The following is an 18116-nucleotide window of genomic DNA, read 5'->3' on the forward strand; positions in this document are numbered from 1 at the left end:
AACCTGAATGACACTCCCCGAAAACACCGATCCGTCCGACGCTCACGGCCCGCTGTCGCCCGGCCCCGTTTCCGGTACGCCGTCCAGCGCGCCACTGATCTATGCTCCGCGCGTGCCTGAAGATCAACTTGTCACCGACGGGGCGGCGATCTATCCCGAGGTGGCGGCGCTTCGCGCGGGACTGGCCGCCCGGGACTGGGCGGCCTGCCGGGCGGTGCTCGACCACGTGGCGCCGGGTGTCCGGTCGGATCTGCTGGCCGGTGGGTCCGGCGTGGATCCGGAGTTCCTCACCGCCGTGCTGCGGTACGCCCCGGACGACGCGGACGCGGCGGTGCTGCTCGCCTGGCACCACATCACCGAGGGCTGGCGGGTCCGGGGCGAATCGTTCGCCGCGTATGTCGACCCGGCCGCCTGGCCGGTGTTCCACGACCGGCTCCGCCGCGCCGAGCTGGTGCTGATGGAGGCGGCGGCCCGGCATCCGGGTGATCCGGCGGTGTGGCGGTCCCGGCTGACCACCGGTCGCGGCCTGGGCGTCGGGCCGGGCGAGATCCGGCGACGGTACGCACGACTGAGCGCCATCGATCCGCATCACCTGGGCGGGCAGCGGGACCTGCTGCAGTCGCTCTGCCCCAAGTGGGGCGGCTCGTGGGACGAGGCCAGCCGGTTCGCGCTCGACGCGATGCGCGCCGCGCCCGCCGGCGGGCAGCACGGGACGCTGGTGGCAGAGCTGCACCTGGAGCGCTGGCTGGACCTGATCGCGGACGGTGCCGGACCGGAGTCGGACCGGGCGATCGGTTACCTGATCAGCGGGCCGGTGCTGGGTGACCTGAAGGAGGCCGCCCAGCGGTCCGTCCTGCACCCGGACTACCGGCGTGACTTCGGGTGGGTGCACGCGATGTCGCTCTTCGCGATGTTGTTCAGCCTGACCGGGAACGCGCCGGCGGCGGCCCGGCTCTTCACCGAGCTGGGGCCGTACGCGAGCCGATCACCGTGGGACAGGTTGGGGCCGGTGGTGGAGACCACCGTGCGGGAGCGGCGGGCCCGGGCGTTCGCGGAGGCGGGGATCGCGTGATGATCGAACAGCTGACGGTGGACCGGGTGCCGGTCCTCTTCACGAGGACGGCCGGGCCGATACGGGCCGGGCTGGTCTTCCGGGTCGGCGTGGCCGACGAGACGGCGGCGCAGCGCGGCGTCACTCGGCTGGTCGAGCGGCTGGTCCGGCAGCGGGCGCGATGTGACGCGGAGACCGGGACCGAGTACGTCAGCTTCCACGCGTCCGGCTCCACCGACTTCCTGGCCGAGGTGTGCGCCGCGCTGCGCGACCTGCCGGTCGCCGGGCTCGCCGCCGAGACGGCCGCCATGCGGAGCGAGGCCGCCGGGCAACCCGCACCGCTCACCGGCGCGATGCCGCTGTGGCGGTACGGCGCCCGTGGTCACGGCCTGCCCGCGCTGCCGGAGTGGGGGCTGGGCACCCTCACCGCCGACCACCTGCGGTCCTGGGCCTCGACGCGGTTCACCAGGCAGAACGCGGTGCTCTGGATCGCCGGTGACGAGGTGCCGGCGGGGCTGCGGCTGAACCTGCCCGACGGCGCCCGGTGGCCGGCGCCGGTTCCGTGGGCGGGACTGCCGGTCACCCCCGCCTGGTTCGCCGGCGGTGCCGACGGCCTGGCCTGGGACACGGTGGTGCCGGACGACGCGACCGGCCGGATCCTGACCGAGCTGCTGGAGCGGCGGCTGGAGCGGGACCTGGCGGCCCGCCCGCAAGTCGCCTACCAGGCACGAGCGGACGGCACGGCGCTGCTCACCGTGGCCGCCTCGACCGGCGGGCCGGGGGACGCGCTGCTCGGCGGGTTCCTGGACGGCCTGGCCGGGCTCCGGTTCGGGCACCTCACGGCCGACGACGTGGCGGCGGCCGCCACGGCGTGGAGCGAGCGGGTCCGGGCGGGCGAGGGGGACGGCAGCTGGGTGGCCGGGCAGGCGCGGCGGGTGCTCGCCGGGCTGCCGGTGGTGCAGGCCGGGGACGCGGTGGCGGCGGGGCAGGCGGTCGGCACCGGTGACGTCGCCGCGGGGTTCGCCCGGGCGCTGGCCGGCGGACTGCTGATGACGCCGGCCGGGAGCGACGCGGGCTGGGCCTCGTACGCGCTGGCGCCGGCCAGTTCGGCGGTGGTGGTCGACGGTGCCGAGCTGACCATGCCCGGGCGGCCCGGGCACCGGCTCGTTCTCGGCGAGAGCGGCGTCAGCATGGTCGACCAGGGGACCGTGCTGACTGTCCGCTTCGCGGACTGCGTCGCCCTGCTGAGGTGGCCGGACGGCGGTCGCCGGGTGGTCGGCGCCGACGGCATCTCGGTGGACGTCGAACCGGCCCTCTACCCGGCGGGCGAGAGTGCCGTCGCCTGGGTGGACTCCCGCGTGCCGGGCGGAACGCACGTGCCCCTGCCGGCGCGGGACGCCGCGGACATCCCCCGGCCGCCGGCTCGCCCGGCGGCCGCCGAGGTGCTGCGGGCACGCGCCGGACGGATCCTGCGGCGGCTGCGGGACCTGCGGAAACCGGCCGTGCTGGCGGGCGTCGGCCTGCTGCTCGGGTCGATCGCGGCGCGCGGCAACGGCGGGCTTCTCTTCGCCCTGCCGGGTGCCTTCTGCCTGGTCTACGGATATTTGCTGCTACGCCAGGAGCTGCGCAAGTAGGCGCACCGGTGGCGGACGGCAGCGGCGGCTGACAGCCTTCACCCCATGGACGTGCTGGTGTGGGTGCGCGAGGGGGTCTGGCCGGCGGCGGTCGACGCGGCCCGGGAGGTCGCCGGGCCGCCGGACGCGGTGACGTTCGTGCACGTGCTGGACCCGGCGATCGCGGCCGGGGCGCACGGGGCGTACGCCGGGCTGCTCGGCCGCGGCGGGTGGCCGCACCGGGGACACCCGGATCCGGGCGACGCGGTCGAGGCGGCCGAGGCGGCGGCGGAGGCCGAGCTGATGGCGGCGGCCGTGCGGCGGTTCGGACGGGATGCGCGGACCGTGTTCCGGCGCGGGCGGGTGGAGCACGAGGTGGTCGCCGCCTGCGCCGGGATGGACCTGCTGGTGCTGGCCCGCGACGGCGAGACCGGCCGGGCCGGTCCGAGGAGTCTGGGGCCGGCCGCCCGTTTCGTGGTCGACCACGCCCCGTGCCGGGTGCTGCTCGTCTGGCCGTGATCTTTTGCTACATCTCCGCGGGAACAGGCCGATTCATCGGATGACGGCCGGTTCTTTCGGTGAGGAGAAGCAGCGTGCGGTTGTTCGGTTCCCGGCAGGCGAGCCCGGAGGTCACGCGTCCGATCCCGCGCGACGTCGAAGCCCTGGAAGAGCTGGTGCTGGCCCTCGAGTCGGCGATCGACGAGACCACCGCCTGGCGGATCACGGTGGCCAGCACCGTCGAGTCCTACGACTTCGGGTACGGCGCCGTCTGGCTCCCGGAGGGCGGCCAGCTGCGGCTGCTGCACGAGGTCGGCCGGATCACCTCGCAGGTCCAGGCGGCCGGCGCCGGCACCACGGTACGGCCGGACACCGGGCTGATCGGCCGCGCCTACCGGACCCGGCAGCCCGCCGTCGCCGAGTCGCCCGCCGAGTGCGCGGGCTGCCGGCGCTGCGAGGCGGCGATGCGCGCCGGGATGGCCACCGGTGTGGCGCTGCCGGTCACCCGCGGCAACGAGGTGCTCGCCGTGCTGGAGTACTACGCGGCCACCCCGCTCTATCTCGACGCCGCCCGGCGGGAGAAGTTCGCCGCGATCGCCCGGATCGCCGAACGGGCCCGCAGCAGCGCGGTGGTCGCCGCCGAACTGCGCGAGGCGGCTGACGACCGGGTAGCGGTCACCACGGTGGTCAACCGGCTGGGCGCCGCGCCGGACAGCCAGAGCGCGCTGCGGGCGGCGCTGGACGCGGTGCGCTCGGCGTTCGGCTGGGTGTACGGGTCGTACTGGGAGGTCGACCCGGACGAGAACGTGCTCAAGTTCCAGGTCGAGTCCGGCTCGGCCGGCGACGAGTTCCGCCGGGTCACGCTCGCCGCCACGGTCGCCGAGGGGGCCGGGCTCGCCGGGCGCGCCTGGCGCACCCGCGACCTGGTCTTCGTGAAGGACCTGGCCGAGCTGACCGACTGCGTGCGGGCCTCCGCGGCCGGCCGCGCCGGATTCCGTTCCGGGGTCTGCTTCCCGGTCATGAGCGGGGACCGGGTGGTCGGCACCATGGATTTCTTCACCACCGAGTACATCGACCTGTCCGAGTCCCGGGCGGCCGCCCTGCGCAACGTGCAGCAGCTGGTCAACCAGCGGCTCGACGTGCTGCGGGCCGGGGAGCGGGCGGCCGTCAACGCGCGGGCCCTGCTGGACACCGTCGAACGGCTGCGCAGCGCCAGCGGTGACGCCACCGAGGTCGCCGAACAGGCGGTCTCCCGGGCCTCGGCGATGACCGCCGAGGTCGCCGCGCTGGGCCAGGCGTCCACCGCGATCGGCGACGTCATCAAGATCATTGAGTCGATCGCCGAGCAGACCAACCTGCTCGCCCTGAACGCCACCATCGAGGCGGCCCGCGCCGGGGAGGCCGGCAAGGGCTTCGCGGTGGTCGCCGGCGAGGTCAAGGACCTGGCCCGGGAGACCGCCGAGGCGACCCAGAAGGTGGCCGAGCAGATCGCCGGGATCCAGGCCAGCGCCGAGACCGTGGCGGCCGGCATCCACACCACCAGCGAGACCATCGGCAAGATGGACGCGGTCCAGGTGCGGATGAACGAGGTGCTGGCCGAACAGGCCGAGATGGCTCGGGCGCTGTGACATGGCCTCGCTTCGCTCGGCGGGCATTTCGCCCCTTTGAGTCGTTGACGAGAGCACCGGAAAACAACTGCGCTTCGATGGTTGTTTTCCGGCGCTCTCGTCAACGACGGGCGAAATGCGTGTCGGGGCACCGTTAGACCATCCGGGTCTTCTTCGTTTCGGGGCGGACGCTTGCCGTGCTGATTTGGCAAGGTGAGGGCATGACTGGCGTTCGGCTATTGGTAGGCACGCGCAAAGGTGCGTTCGTCCTGACCTCGGACGGTACGCGCAAGGACTGGCAGATCGACGGACCGCACTTCGCGGGCTGGGAGATCTACCACCTCAACGGGTCGCCGGTTGATCCGGACCGGATCTGGGCCTCCCAGACCTCCGGCTGGTTCGGCCAGGTCATGCAACGGTCCGACGACGGCGGGAAGAACTGGCAGGCGGTCGGCAACGACTTCGCCTACGCCCCACCGGTCGGCGACCACCTCTGGTACGACGGCACGCCCCGCCCCTGGGAGTTCAAGCGCATCTGGCACCTGGAGCCGTCCCGTACCGACCCGGACACCGTCTGGGCCGGCGCCGAGGACGCCGCGCTCTACAAGTCCACCGACGGCGGGCAGAAGTGGGAGGAGCTGACCGCGCTCCGCCAGCACCGCACCGGCCCGCAGTGGCAGCCCGGGGCCGGCGGCATGTGCCTGCACACCATCGTGCTGCACCCCACCGACCCGGACCGGATGTACATCGCGATCTCGGCGGCCGGCGCGTTCCGGACCGACGACGGCGGTGCCACCTGGCAGCCGATCAACGCCGGGCTCCGCTCCCAGGGCATCCCGGACGAGGACGCCGAGGTGGGGCACTGCGTGCACCGGCTGGCCATGCACCCGTCCCGGCCGGACACGCTCTTCATGCAGAAACACTGGGACGTGATGCGCACCGACGACGCCGGCGGCCGGTGGCGCGAGATCAGCGGCGACCTGCCCACCGACTTCGGCTTCCCGATCGCGGTGCACGCGCACGAGCCGGAGACCGTCTACGTCGTCCCGATCACCAGCGACTCGCTGCACTACGTGATGGACGGCAAGCTGCGCGTCTACCGCAGCCGTACCGGCGGTGCGGAGTGGGAGCCGCTGAGCGCGGGACTGCCCCAGTCGCACTGCTACGTGAACGTGCTCCGCGACGCGATGGCGGTGGACACCCTCGACGAGTGCGGTGTCTACTTCGGCACCAGCGGCGGCCAGGTCTACGCGTCCGCCGACAGCGGCGACACCTGGACCGCTATCGTCCGCGACCTGCCCCCGGTCCTCTCGGTGGAAGCCCAGGTCCTGCCGTGATCCGGGTGATCCTGCCGGTCCACCTGCGTACCCTGGCCCACAGCGGCAAGGAGGTCCGGGTCGAGGTGCCGGCACCGGTCACTCAGCGCGGCGTGCTCGACGCGGTGGAGCGCGAGTTCCCGATGCTGGTCGGCACGATCCGGGACCGGGAGACCGGGCGGCGGCGACCGCTGGTCCGCTTCTTCGCCTGCGAGGAGGACCTGTCCAACGAGTCGCCGGACACCCCGCTGCCGGATCGGGTGGTGCGCGGGGAGGAGCCGTTCATGGTGGTCGGCGCGATGGCCGGAGGATGATGCCCATTCAAGGTCAAATGCTTGCTGACTCGGATCGCGCTGATCACTGATCGTCGCTCCCGCCAGGGACCCTTCCGGGCCGGGCTGGCCGCTGCGCGTCCAGAACGCCCGGCCCTCCAGGGCGACGCCCGCGGGTGGTCACGACGAGCCAACCGCCGAAGTCCCGGCCGGCGGCAGCCGCCGGCCGGACCGTTCCCCCCGGCGGGCCCGGGTCGGTCAGTCGTGGGCGGCTTTCGGAGGCGCGGCCGGTCGGCCCACCGGAATCGTGATCGCGCCGTCCGGGCCGTTGAAGTTCATCACCCGCGGCAGCTCGGCCGCCGTCGGCAGGTGTCCGCGCAGTCCGCTGAACGGCCACCCCGTGAAGTCCCCGCCGCCGAACGGCCCGCCCGTGAAGTCCGTTCCGCTGAATGGCCAGCCCGTGAAGTCCGCTCCGGTGAACGGCCCGCCCGTGAAGTCCGCTCCGGTGAACGGCCAGCCCGTGAAGTCCACGCCCGTGCCGGTGCGGACGGTCGTGTGACTCGTGGTCCGCGCCCCGTTCCGGCTGTGCCGGACGACCGTCACCGAGTCGTGCTGGTCGGCCCGCCACGACGAACAGTCGTAGTGATCCCAGAGCCCGAACCGGGCTCCCACCCGATTGAACGTCTCGCAGCCGGCCTTCACGCCGTCCGGATCCCCCGGCGGCTGTGCCTGGGCCGGCCCGGCCGTCATGGCCAGCGCGGCGAGCAGTCCGCCGCCGGCCACGGCCAGTCTCATCGTGGTTCGCATGTCTCATCCCTCCCTCGCTCGTGCGTCATGCCAGATCCCAGCTGAACGCCGCAGGCGGCCGCTTCCGCCGGCTCGGCGGAAGCGGCCGCTACCGCCGGTCAGCGGAGGGACGGGGTGCTCGGCCCCGAACCGCTGCCCGCACCGTTCGCGGAGCTGCCAGCCGTGTTCATGCCGCTGGCGCCGGTGTCCGTCGTGCTGCCGGTGCCACTCGCACCGGCGGTACCGGCGCCGGACATGGCGTTGACGTCAGCCGTGCCGCTGGTGTTGGTGGTCACGCCGGTGATGGACATGGCGCCGACGTCAGCGGAGCCGGTGTTCGGCGCGCTGATGCCGGCCGCCGCCGCGGTCACCGGCTGGGCCGGCTCGGTACCGGGCGTGCCAGGAGCCGGCTCGGTGGTGGCTGCCGGGGTCGGCTCTGTCGTGCCGGCCGGAGCGGGGCCGGTGGTGCCCGTGGTCGGCTCGGTGGTCGCGCCCGGGGTGGGTTCGGTGGTGGCTGCCGGGGTCGGCTCTGTCGTGCCGGCCGGAGCGGGGCCGGTGGTGCCCGCGGTCGGCTCGGTGGTCGCGCCCTGAGTCGGCTCGGTGGTCGCTGCCGGGGTGGGCTCGGTGGTCGCTGCCGGGGTGGGCTCGGTGGTCGCGGCCGGGGTCGGCTCGGTGGTGGCTGCTGGGGCCGGGCCGGTGGTGCTCGGGGTCGGTTCGGTGGTCGCGGCCGGGGTCGGCTCTGTCGTGCCGGCCGGAGCCGGGCCGGTAGTGCTCGGGGTGGGCTCGGTGGTGGCTGCCGGGGTCGGTTCGGTGGTCACCGACGGGCTGGGCTGCGGTGTGGCGTTGGGCTCCGGGGTCGCGGGTCCACCGGCCGGGCCCTGCGGTCCGGGCGTCGGAGCTCCCGAACTCGGCGAAGCCGAACCGGGCCCGCCGTTCGCACCAGCGTTCTGGTCACACGGACAAGGCGTGGGGTTCTGACCACTCGGGGCACTCGGTTGGCCATTCGTGTCGTTGGCGGCCGGGCCGCCCTGCCCGCCGTTGGCGGCCGGACCGCCCTGCCCGCCGTTGGCGGCCGGACCGCCCTGCCCGCCGTTGGCGGCCGGGCCGCCCTGCCCGGCGTCGGCCGCCGGGCCGCCCTGCCCGCCGGTCGACACGGGACCGGCTTGTCCACCGGTGGTCGCGGGCCCGCCCAGTCCGGGTAGTTCGGGCCAGGCCGGCCATGCCGGTTGCCCGTTCTGGTCGAAGTCGACAACCAGCACGAATATTCGCCGGATTCCGTGGAATGCCTGCTGACAATCGGGGTTGTCCCAGGCTCCGACCGCGGCGCCGATGCGGCTGATCTGTTCGCAGGCGGCCTTCGTATCGTAGGAACCGACCACGCCATCCGGGCGGTGACCCTGTGTCTGACCCGCCATGCCGCTGCTGTCCGGCCCGGTGGCCGGTGCCGCCTGCGCGGGACCTGCCAACCAGGCACCAGCCAGGAGACCCGCTCCGGCGATGGTCAGGCCTCGTGTCGTCTTGCTCATCTCATTCCTTTCTGGCAGTTGCCGTCTCGGGAAAGCTGACCACGAAGACGCCCGCCTCTTCACCTGATCAGACGAATCAGCGGGATATTTCCGAAAATGAGGGGTCTGATGCGCTATAAGCGGTGCCCGCCCTACCGTGCCCAGCCCCGGAACCCGATACATCCGGCGTCGTGAAACCGTTGCGAAGACGGTGGCGTGGGAAGGAAGCGCGCGATGGTGAGGCGTTCGAAGCACCAGCGCGTCGACGGCGGCCTGCGGGAGCTGCCCCTGGCGGAGCGCGCCCAGCTGCCGCAGCCCGCGCACCGGCGCCAGCCGGGACTCGTCGAAGGCGCCGCCCTCGGAGAGCAGGCCGCGCAGCGCCGGACCGCCCTCGGGGCGCGCCCGCCAGTCACCGACCGTGCTGCCGGCGGTCAACGGCTCCGGGCGTACCGAAAGAATGTCCTGGGGACAGTGGGCGAAAGCGGTCCGTGACCGACAGCGGCCCGGAAGACTGTCGGCATGACCAGCGGTGACCTCGCCGCGGTGGTGAGCCGGCGTCGGACCAACGTCGTCTTCACGGCGATCCTGCTCGCCGCGCTGGACCAGACGATCGTCTCCACCGCGCTGCCGACGATCGTGGCGGACCTCGGCGGGGCCCTGTTCAGCGACAAGCTGGCCACCTTCCCGGCGATCGCGAATCCGGCGGCGGCCAGCCCGGCGGCCCTGCATCGCCTCGATGCCGCGGTGGCCGAACCGATCATCCAGGCCTACGCGGACACCATCGCCTACGTCTTCCGCTGGGTCGTCCCGGTCGCCGTGCTCGGCTTCCTGGTCGCCTGGTTCCTCAAGGAGCTGCCGCTGCGTGACGGTGCCCGCTCGCACGCCACCGACGTCGGCGAGGGCTTCCCGTCGCCGGCCCCGACCGATCGGGTCACCCAACTGGAACGGGCGATCAGTGACACCATGCGCAAAGCCGGACATGACCGTACGGTCCTCGACGAAATCCTGGCCGACTCGGGCGGCCGGCTGAGCCCGGGACAGGCCTGGGCGATGGGCCAGACGCATCTGCACACCCGGGCCCGCGGCGCCGCCGAACTGCCCGCGATCGCCCGCTCCCACCGGCTGCCGGCGGAGGTTCTGCGGCCCACGTTCACCGACCTCTGCCAGGCCGGATACGCGCACCTGGACGGCGACGTCGTGCGGCTCACCCCGGCCGGGCAGGAGCAGTTCGACAGGGTCCGGCGCGCCTGGCGGGACTGGCTGGAGGCCCGGCTGGAGGACTTCACGATGACCGATCCCGGCGACCGGGCGCTGCTCGATCAGGCGCTCAGTACCATCGCCACCCGGCTGGTCGACGAGCCCGCGCCGGCCGGTTCCCCCGGCCGAGCCTGATCCCGGTACTCCGGGTCGGTTAGGGTTCCGCCGTGGGATTGCTCGACCGGTTCGTGTCGCCCCGGCGCCGATTCGCGGCGCTGGCCCTCCGCGTCGCCCGGCGGACGCCGGGGGTGGAGCGCGCGGTGCACCGGCCGGAGGACTTCGCCATCGCGATCTATCGCACCGGCGCGTCCGGCCCGGCACACCTCTACCTGGCCAACATCTTCCGGGAGACCGCCGACATCCCGGCGGCCGAGCGCCGGGAGCGGCTGGCCAAACTGGTGCGGATCATGGCAGCGCCGCCGACCCAGGACACCTGGGAGGAGGTGCGGCCCAAGCTGCGCCCGGTGCTGCGCCCGGTCACCTTCGGCTCGGCCGGGCCACCCGGGATGCGCCCGCCGATCTCGCGCCCCGCGCTGCCGTACCTCAAGGAGCTGGTGGTGGTGGACCAGCCGGAGGCGATGGCCTACGTCGTGCCGGACCGGGTGGACGAGTGGGGGGTCTCCGCCGACGAGGTGTTCAGCACCGCCCGCGCCAACCTGGCCGAGATGGCCCGCACCTCGCTGGAGCACCCGTGGCCCAGCGGGCAGCCGCTGATCAGCATGCTCGACGACGGCGACGCGTACTTCACCTCGCTGCTGCTGGCGCCCGGCTGGCTGGCCGAGGTGGGCGAGCGGCTCGGCGGGCCGGTGCTGGCGTTCGCCCCGGACAACAACACGTTGCTGCTCTGCCCGCTGCCGGAGAGCACCGCCGAGCCGTTCTACGCGCTTGTCGACCAGCATTTCAAGGAGGCGCCGCGGAGCCTGTCGCCGGTCGGTTACGTGGCCGGGCCGCAGGGCCGGGCGGTCTCGTACAACCCGCCGCCGGGCCACCCGCACCACCTCTCCGCCCGGCGCGCCGAGACCCTGCTCGCCCTGACCGAGTACCACGGCCAGACCAACTGGCTGGCCGAGCAGTACGCGCAGGCCGGCGTGGAGGTGCACGTCGGCGGCCTGCTCGCGGCGGAACCGGTGGGCGGCCCGCCGGAGACCATCGCGGTGTGGACCGCCGGGGTGAGCACGCTGCTGCCCAAGGCGGACACCATCGCGTTCGTGCACCCGGACGCCGGCCCGCAGTTCCGGGCGCCGTGGGACGCGGTGGCCGAGCGGGTCGGCCTGCAGGCGGAGCCGCTGCTCGCCCCGGCCCGGTACCGGGTCGACGACTGGCCGCCGGCCGAGGTGCTGAACGAGCTCCGGATGAACGCCTAGCTCGCCGATCCCGCCGTACCCCGCCGCGGGGGTGGCAGGCAGACTGGCCGGGTGTCGCCTATCGATGACGAAGAACGCCGGCTCCGGGTGGGTCCGCCGGCCGACCACGCCGCGGGGCTCGAGGCCGTCCGGCTCAGCCTGACCAACGCCGTGCGGCAGATGGGCGTCCGCAAGACCGTACGCAACCTGCGCCCGCTCAACCAGCACGACGGCGTCGACTGCATGAGCTGCGCCTGGCCGGACCCGGCGGGTCACCGGCACACCGCCGAGTTCTGCGAGAACGGGGCGAAGGCGGTCTCCTGGGAGGGCACCCGGGCCACCGTGGGCCCGGAGTTCTTCGCCACCCACGCGATCGCCGACCTGGCCGCCCGCACCGACCACTGGCTGGAGAAACAGGGCCGGCTCACGCACCCGATGGTGCGCCGCGAGGGCGGCACCCACTACGAGCCGATCTCCTGGGACGACGCGTTCGCGCTGATCGGCGCCCACTTCCGGCGGTTGACCGATCCGAACCAGGCGGTCTTCTACACCTCCGGCCGGGCCAGCAACGAGGCCGCGTTCGTCTACCAGCTCTTCGCCCGCGCGCTGGGCACCAACAACCTGCCGGACTGCTCGAACATGTGCCACGAGTCGACGGGCACCGCGCTGATGCGCACCATCGGCGTCGGCAAGGGCTCGGTCACCCTCGACGACCTGCACCAGGCCGACCTGATCGTGGTGTCCGGGCAGAACCCGGGCACCAACCACCCGCGGATGCTGACCGCACTGGAGATCGCCAAGCGGGACGGCGCGAAGATCCTGGCGATCAACCCGCTGCCCGAGGCCGGGCTGCTGCGCTTCGACAACCCGCAGACGGCGCGCGGCCTGGCCGGCCGGGGCACCGGGCTGGCCGACCGGCTGCTGCGCGTCCGGTCCAACGGGGACCTCGCCCTCTGGCAGGCGATCGGCAGCCTGCTGCTGGCCAGGGGCGTGGCCGACCGGGAGTTCATCGACTCGTCCACCGTCGGCTTCGCGGCCTGGGCCGAGCACGTCGCCGCCGTCGACCGGGCCGCGGTGCTGGCCGCCACCGGCCTGGACTGGGCGGAGATCGAGGCCGCCGCCGACATGCTGGCCTCCTCGCGACGGATCGTGCACTGCTGGGCGATGGGCATCACCCAGCACCGTAACGCGGTCGCCACGATCAAGGAGTTCGTCAACGTCGCCCTGCTCCAAGGCATGATCGGCAAGCCGGGCGCCGGTCTCTGCCCGGTTCGCGGGCACTCCAACGTGCAGGGCGACCGGAGCATGGGCATCTGGGAGAAACCGCCGGCGGCGTTCCTCGACCGGCTGCGCGACGAGTTCGGCTTCGAACCGCCCCGCGAGCACGGGGTGGACGCCGCCGACGCGGTCCGGGCCTTCCGGGACGGCCGGGCCAAGGTCTTCGTGGCGCTGGGTGGCAACTTCGTGGCCGCGATGTCGGACACCGAGGTGACGGCCGCCGCGATGCGCGGCGCCGAGCTGACCGTGCAGATCTCCACCAAGCTCAACCGCAGCCATCTGGAGGCGGGGCGGACCGCGCTGATCCTGCCCACCCTGGGCCGCACCGAGCGGGACCACACCGGCGGGCGGGTGCAGCGGATCACCGTGGAGGACTCGATGTCGGCGGTGCACGCCTCCCGCGGCCGTTCCGAGCCGGCCGGCCCGCTGCTGCGCTCCGAGGTGGACATCGTCTGCGGGATCGCCGCGGCGGCCCTGGGTGACCGGCACGGCATCCCGTGGGCCGGGTTCGCCGCCGACTACACCCGGATCCGGGAGCGGATCGGCAGGGTGGTGCCGGGCTGCGACGACTACGCCGACCGAGTGGACGGCGGCGGGTTCACCATGCCGCACCCGCCGCGCGACTCGCGGACCTTCCCGACCAGGGAGGGCAAGGCCGTCTTCACGGTCAGCCCGCTCGAGGTGCTGACCGTGCCGGAGGGGCGCCTGGTCCTGCAGACGCTGCGCAGCCACGACCAGTTCAACACCACGATCTACGGGCTCGACGACCGGTACCGCGGCGTCCGCTCCGGCCGCCGGGTGGTCTTCATCAGCGCGGCCGACCTAGCCGAGCTCGGCTTCGCCGACGGCGACCTGGTCGACCTGGTCTCCGAGTGGCGGGACGGCGAGCGCCGGGCCGAGCGCTTCCGGCTGATCGAGTACGACACCCCGAAAGGGTGCGTGGCCGCCTACTACCCGGAGACCAACCCGCTCGTGCCGCTCGACTCGCAGGCCGAGGAGAGCGGCACGCCCACCTCGAAATGGGTGATCGTGCGGCTGGAGCGGCGCGGCGGGCGTTAGGGACGCCCGGTCAGCACCCGCGGGCCGGACTCGGTGATGGCGACCGTGTGCTCGGAGTGCGCGGTCCGGGAGCCGTCCGCCGAGCGGATCGTCCAGCCGTCCTCGTCGAACCGGATCTTGTCGGTGGACTTGCAGAACCACGGCTCGATGGCGATGGTCAGGCCCGGGTCGAGCCGCATGCCGCGGTGCGGGCGGCCGCTGTTGGCGACATGCGGGGCCTCGTGCATGGTCCGGCCGATGCCGTGCCCGCCGAACTCGCCGTTCACCCCGTAGCCGTAGGAGTGGGCGACCTCGCCGATCGCGGCCGAGACGTCACCCATCCGGCCGCCGGGCTGGGCGGCCGCGATGCCGGCGGCCAGGGCCACCTCGGTGGCCTCGATCAGCTTGAGGTCGGTGGGGTCCGGCTCGCCGACGACGACGGAGAGCGCCGAGTCGGCGACCCAGCCGTCGATGCCGACCGCCATGTCGATGCTGACCAGGTCGCCGTCGCGCAGCACGTAGTCGTGCGGCAGGCCGTGCAGCACCGCGTCGTTCACCGACAGGCAAAGCACGTTGCGGAACGGGCCGCGCCCGAAGGACGGCGCGTAGTCCCAGTAGCAGGACTCGGCGCCGCGTTCCTTGATCCGGCGGCGGGCGTGGTGTTCGAGGTCCATCAGGTTGACGCCGACGGCTGCCACCCGGCTCAGCTCGGCGAGCAGCTCGCCGACGAACTGGCCGGTCACCGCCATCAGGTCGATCTCCTCGGCGGACTTGAGCTCGATCACGACAGCCTCCCTCTCCGGTGCGGTATTTTTATACCACGCGGGGTGGAAGGGGATATCCTGCTCCCATGGTTCGCCAGCCGCTCACCGCCGCCCAGATCGCCGCGGGCCGGCGTCTCGGGGCCGCCCTGCGTGCCGCCCGGTCCGGCCGCAGTCTCGTCGAGGTGGCACTGGCGGCCGGCATCTCGCCCGAGACGCTGCGCAAGATCGAGGCGGGCCGGCTGCCGGCGCCGGCGTTCGGCACCGTGGTCTGCCTGAGCCGGGCCCTCGGCGTCCCGCTCGGTGACCTGGCCGACGTCTGGCTGGCCGACGCCGCCGTCGAGCGGGCGTCCTGAGCGGGCTCAGTCGGTGGCCGGCTCCAGCGCGCCGGCGATCGTCTCCACCCCGCCACCCCACGCCGCGGCGAGCACCGCGGCCATCACCGTCACGGCGCGCAGCGCGTGGAAACCGCCCCGGCCCATCAGCGCGTGCAGCAGTCCCCGGCCGAACGCCAGCGGCAGGGTGCGCTTGAGGTAATCCGCCTCGGCGCCGAGCTTCTGGTCCTTCGGCAGCAGCCCGGCCATCTGCACCTTGCCGCGGCCCTCGTGGTAACAGCGCGACATCAGGAACTTGAAGGTGGACCGGGACATCGGCACCTCGTGGTCGATCACCGCGTCCGGCACGTACATCCAGTGGCCGCCGTTCACCGCGCTCATCCGCAGGCAGAGTTCGGTGTCCTCGGGCCGGTTCTGGTCACCGAGCTTGCCGAACCCGGTGCGGAAGCCACCGACCGCCAGGAACGCGTCCCGGCGCACGATCATGCTGGCCGACCAGACGTTGCGGATCGGCGCCGTGGTGGTCGGCATCCCGGTGTACGACACCCCGACCGCCCAGAGCAGCTCGTCCGGCCACCAGCGCGGGCGGGTGCCCTCCCAGTTCGGGATGATGCCGCCGCCGGCCCCCACCACCCGCGGGTCCCGGAACGGCGGGATCAGGCCCTGCAGCCAGGTCGGCGCGGCCACCGTGTCGTCGTCCAGGAAGGCGATCAGCGGGGTGCGGGTGTGGAACGCGCCGGTGTTCCGGTTGCCCGAGGCCCCCCGGGCGTACGCGTTCTCCAGCACCGTGATCCCGGGGAACTCCTGCCGGACCCGGGCGGCCATGGCCGGGTTGTGGTCCACCACGACCACGATCTCCCACGCCGGGTAGGTCTGGTCCTGCGCCGACCGGATGGTCCTGGACAGCGACGCCCACCGTCGTTCGGTGTGGGTGGGGATGACGATGCTGACGGCGGGGTTGCCGAAAGGCTCCAAGGCTGGCTGCTCCTCAGTCAACTGCAGGGGGCGCAGTCATGCGGGCGGGGGTGGGCGGCTATTACGCTACGTAGCCGTTTCTGGAAAGTGGAATTGTTGGAACGGGGGACCGGAACTCCTCCAAAAGGGTGAAGTTATGCGTTCGGTGACCGGGCGTTCCCGCACGGTGCACATTCCGCCTTCCGCTGGCCTCGAATGTCGCCTTTCCCGCTGTGCGAACGCTGTGTCCGGGCCCTGACAATGGGGGCGATCTTCCTCACGCGGGGCGTGTGAGAATGGGGATGATGAATCAGAAAAGCCGCGCGGAGTGCGATCGGTGGCCCACCGCCGTCGCGGACCGGGTCGTCGCGTGGACGGGTGGCCACCGGCCGTCCGCCGGCGGGCGCCGGGTGCTCGCCGTCGAGGGCCGCTCCGGCTCCGGCAAGAGCAGCCTGGCCGGCGCGGTCGCCGACCGGCTCGGCGCGCCGCTGATCCGGATGGACGACCTGTACGCCGGCTGGGACGGCCTGTCCCAGGGCGTCGTCGCGCTGCGTGACTGGGTGCTCCGGCCGCTGGCCGAGGGCCGCCCGGCGATCTGGCGGCGGTGGGACTGGGCGGCCGGCGAGTACGCCGAGGAGCACCCGGTGCCGGACGCGGACTGGCTGGTGGTAGAGGGGGTCGGGGCGGGCGCGCACCGGGCGTACCTCAGTGGGGTCGTCTGGTTGAACAGCCCCGCGGCGGTCCGCAAGCGGCGGGCCCTCGACCGGGATGGGGAGACCTATGAGCCGCACTGGGACCGGTGGGCGCGGCAGGAGGACGCGTTCTACGCGGCCGAGCCGGTCCGCGAGCGGGCCGGCCTCGTGATCGACAACTAGGCCGCGCCCCGCACTCGGCCGGACTCCGGAAGACGCCTAGGCCGGCTGGCAGCGGGCCGGATCGGCCAGCTCGGCGCAGGGCCGCAGGCCGTGCGCGCGCAGGATGTCCGCGCCGGTCTGGGTAGTGAGGAAGCGCAGGAAGCTGGCGGACAGCGACCGGGCGGCCGGCTCCCCGCCGGTGTAGGCGTACTCGGTCTCCCAGAACGGGTAGAGGTGCGCGTCCGCCGCCTCCACCGTCGGCGGGTGATCGTCGATCCGGACCGTGCGCACGCCCTCGGTGGCGGCCGCCGCGCCGGCCTCCCCGTAACCCAGCGCGCCGCTCGTGCCCGCGACCGTGGTCAGCAGTTTCCCGGTGTCGCCGACCTCGCAGACGAACGGCTGGCGGCCGCTGTCGTGCGGGCAGACGTCGACGGTCGGCGGCGCCTCGGCGGTGGTGCCGAGCACCCGCTCCTTGAACGCGGCCCGGGTGCCGGAGCCGCGGTGCCGGGTGATCAGCCGGATCGGCAGGTCGTTGCCGCCGACGGCCGCCCAGTTGGCGACCTTGCCGGCGTAGATGTCCCGGACCTGGCTCAGGGTCAGGTCCCGCACGCCCGCGTCCGGGTTGGCCACCAGGGCGAACAGGAAGAAGCTGATCGGCCGGCCGGTCAGCCCGGGCATCCCCGCCGCCTTGCGCCCGTCGGAGAACGCGATGAACTCGCCCTTGTCGTGCGCCCGGACCCGGTCGTCGAGCGCCGCGACGCCCTCGCCGCTGCCCTCCATGGTGAACGCGAACGACGCGCCCGGGCACAGGTCCCGGTAGGCGCCGGCGGCCTCGGCGACGATCGGCTCGAACGCCGTCGAGCCGTAGACCGCGAGGTGCCCGGTGGTGCAGTCCAGCGGCGCCCCGCTGTTGCCGCGCAGGAAGACCACCAGCTGCGCGACGATCAGCAGCACCAGGAAGCCGACCAGGGTGATGACGCGCTTCGGGGTGTTGGTGCGGCTCTGCGTCTCCTGGATCCGGCCGTCCTTGATCTCGCCCTCCAGGGTGGGCGGAGCCGGCTCGCCGGTCACCCCCGCCACCCGTTCCAGGGCGGCCAGCACCTTGTAGTGGGCGTTCCGGTTCATCGGGACCTTGGGCAGCTCGATGACGCCGCCGGCCGGCCGCCTGTCGGTCTCCTCCCGGAAGCTGGTCCGCAGGTCCCGGAAGTTGGCCCGCAACGAGTCGTTGCTCAGCTCGGTGATGACGGTGCCGACGACCTTCCGGTTCGGGAAGAAGAATCGGATGCCGACACGATCGTCGTCGAGCGCCACGTAATCGTGGGTGTCGATGTAGGTGAATCCGTTGTTCTCCACGCGCAACAGCACGAGTGAGGCATGCCGCAGCGGGACGCCGTGGTTCTGCAATTCCAGCAGCGCGCCGGGCAGTTCCGCATCGGTTTCCGCCACATTGGTCGTGGTGGTGTCCATCTGGATCCGGTAACCGAGCCGTTTCCGTCCTTTGAGCACGAACTCGTAGAACGCCGCGACACTGGGAACGACAATACCGAGCGTCGCGAGCGCCACGCTCCACCAGAATTCGATGACCGCCTCCGCATCACAGGAAGACTCTCGATGCTATGTCGGTCGATGCGCTTTCTCGACGCCCGCG

Annotated in this window: 16 protein-coding genes; 11 read left to right on the forward strand and 5 right to left on the reverse strand. The window is 73.0% G+C overall.

Annotation, left to right across the window (positions count from 1 at the left end):
- The first annotated feature begins 112 nt into the window (after window positions 1-112).
- The 6 genes from Actob_RS09730 to Actob_RS09755 all read left to right on the forward strand — a co-directional run bounded on the left by Actob_RS09730 (window position 113) and on the right by Actob_RS09755 (window position 6399).
- Window positions 113-1072 (forward strand): hypothetical protein, encoded by a 960-nt coding sequence (locus Actob_RS09730; RefSeq protein WP_284919731.1) that lies wholly within the window; start codon window positions 113-115, stop codon window positions 1070-1072.
- Window positions 1072-2685 (forward strand): peptidase M16 family protein, encoded by a 1614-nt coding sequence (locus Actob_RS09735; RefSeq protein WP_284919732.1) that lies wholly within the window; start codon window positions 1072-1074, stop codon window positions 2683-2685. The genes Actob_RS09730 and Actob_RS09735 overlap by 1 nt, the downstream gene beginning before the upstream one ends.
- 45 nt (window positions 2686-2730) lie before the next feature.
- Window positions 2731-3183 carry a universal stress protein gene (locus Actob_RS09740; RefSeq protein WP_284919733.1) on the forward strand — a complete coding sequence of 151 codons (453 nt, stop codon included), beginning with the start codon at window positions 2731-2733 and terminating at the stop codon, window positions 3181-3183.
- 74 nt (window positions 3184-3257) lie between these two features.
- A complete protein-coding gene (locus Actob_RS09745; protein WP_284919734.1) occupies window positions 3258-4790 on the forward strand; it encodes a GAF domain-containing protein in 1533 nt (510 codons plus the stop codon).
- 200 nt (window positions 4791-4990) lie between these two features.
- The gene (locus Actob_RS09750; protein ID WP_284919735.1) at window positions 4991-6106 is read left to right on the forward strand and encodes a WD40/YVTN/BNR-like repeat-containing protein; all 1116 of its coding nucleotides are present in this window, start codon (window positions 4991-4993) and stop codon (window positions 6104-6106) included.
- Complete coding sequence (locus Actob_RS09755; RefSeq protein WP_284919736.1) at window positions 6103-6399, forward strand: MoaD/ThiS family protein; 297 nt, start codon at window positions 6103-6105, stop codon at window positions 6397-6399. Before Actob_RS09750 ends, Actob_RS09755 begins: the two co-directional genes overlap by 4 nt.
- Before the next feature lie 216 nt (window positions 6400-6615).
- Here Actob_RS09755 and Actob_RS09760 read toward each other — a convergent pair whose 3' ends face one another.
- Together Actob_RS09760 and Actob_RS09765 are read right to left on the reverse strand one after the other, a co-directional pair.
- Window positions 6616-7164: a pentapeptide repeat-containing protein gene (locus tag Actob_RS09760; RefSeq protein ID WP_284919737.1), complete on the reverse strand. Its 549-nt coding sequence runs from the start codon at window positions 7162-7164 to the stop codon at window positions 6616-6618.
- A 98-nt stretch (window positions 7165-7262) separates the two neighbouring features.
- Window positions 7263-7961, reverse strand: coding sequence for a hypothetical protein (locus tag Actob_RS09765; RefSeq protein WP_284919738.1), 699 nt, complete (start codon window positions 7959-7961; stop codon window positions 7263-7265).
- Window positions 7962-9167: 1206 nt separating this feature from the next.
- Between Actob_RS09765 and Actob_RS09770 the strand changes: the two genes are divergently transcribed.
- From Actob_RS09770 to Actob_RS09780, 3 genes are read left to right on the forward strand one after another with little or no spacing between them, the layout of a single operon-like run.
- Window positions 9168-10040 carry an MFS transporter gene (locus tag Actob_RS09770; protein WP_284919739.1) on the forward strand — a complete coding sequence of 291 codons (873 nt, stop codon included), beginning with the start codon at window positions 9168-9170 and terminating at the stop codon, window positions 10038-10040.
- Window positions 10041-10072: 32 nt separating this feature from the next.
- Window positions 10073-11269, forward strand: coding sequence for a hypothetical protein (locus tag Actob_RS09775; protein WP_284919740.1), 1197 nt, complete (start codon window positions 10073-10075; stop codon window positions 11267-11269).
- Window positions 11270-11320: 51 nt separating this feature from the next.
- On the forward strand, window positions 11321-13585 hold the full coding sequence (locus Actob_RS09780; protein ID WP_284919741.1) for an FdhF/YdeP family oxidoreductase: 2265 nt from the start codon (window positions 11321-11323) through the stop codon (window positions 13583-13585).
- Here Actob_RS09780 and map read toward each other — a convergent pair.
- A complete protein-coding gene (gene map / locus Actob_RS09785) occupies window positions 13582-14349 on the reverse strand; it encodes a type I methionyl aminopeptidase (RefSeq protein WP_284919742.1) in 768 nt (255 codons plus the stop codon). The genes Actob_RS09780 and map overlap by 4 nt on opposite strands.
- Before the next feature lie 65 nt (window positions 14350-14414).
- Between map and Actob_RS09790 the strand changes: the two genes are divergently transcribed.
- Window positions 14415-14681: a helix-turn-helix domain-containing protein gene (locus tag Actob_RS09790; protein ID WP_284919743.1), complete on the forward strand. Its 267-nt coding sequence runs from the start codon at window positions 14415-14417 to the stop codon at window positions 14679-14681.
- A 6-nt stretch (window positions 14682-14687) separates the two neighbouring features.
- Here the strand turns inward: Actob_RS09790 and Actob_RS09795 are convergent, their stop codons facing one another.
- Window positions 14688-15635: a glycosyltransferase gene (locus Actob_RS09795; RefSeq protein WP_284919744.1), complete on the reverse strand. Its 948-nt coding sequence runs from the start codon at window positions 15633-15635 to the stop codon at window positions 14688-14690.
- A 284-nt stretch (window positions 15636-15919) separates the two neighbouring features.
- Between Actob_RS09795 and Actob_RS09800 the strand changes: the two genes are divergently transcribed.
- Window positions 15920-16489 carry a nucleoside/nucleotide kinase family protein gene (locus Actob_RS09800; RefSeq protein WP_284919745.1) on the forward strand — a complete coding sequence of 190 codons (570 nt, stop codon included), beginning with the start codon at window positions 15920-15922 and terminating at the stop codon, window positions 16487-16489.
- Window positions 16490-16525: 36 nt separating this feature from the next.
- On the opposite strand, the gene Actob_RS09805 is transcribed toward Actob_RS09800, so the two are convergent.
- Window positions 16526-18031 (reverse strand): substrate-binding domain-containing protein, encoded by a 1506-nt coding sequence (locus Actob_RS09805; RefSeq protein WP_284919746.1) that lies wholly within the window; start codon window positions 18029-18031, stop codon window positions 16526-16528.
- Window positions 18032-18116: the final 85 nt, after the last annotated feature.

The organism is Actinoplanes oblitus, assembly GCF_030252345.1.
Lineage (GTDB): Bacteria > Actinomycetota > Actinomycetes > Mycobacteriales > Micromonosporaceae > Actinoplanes > Actinoplanes oblitus.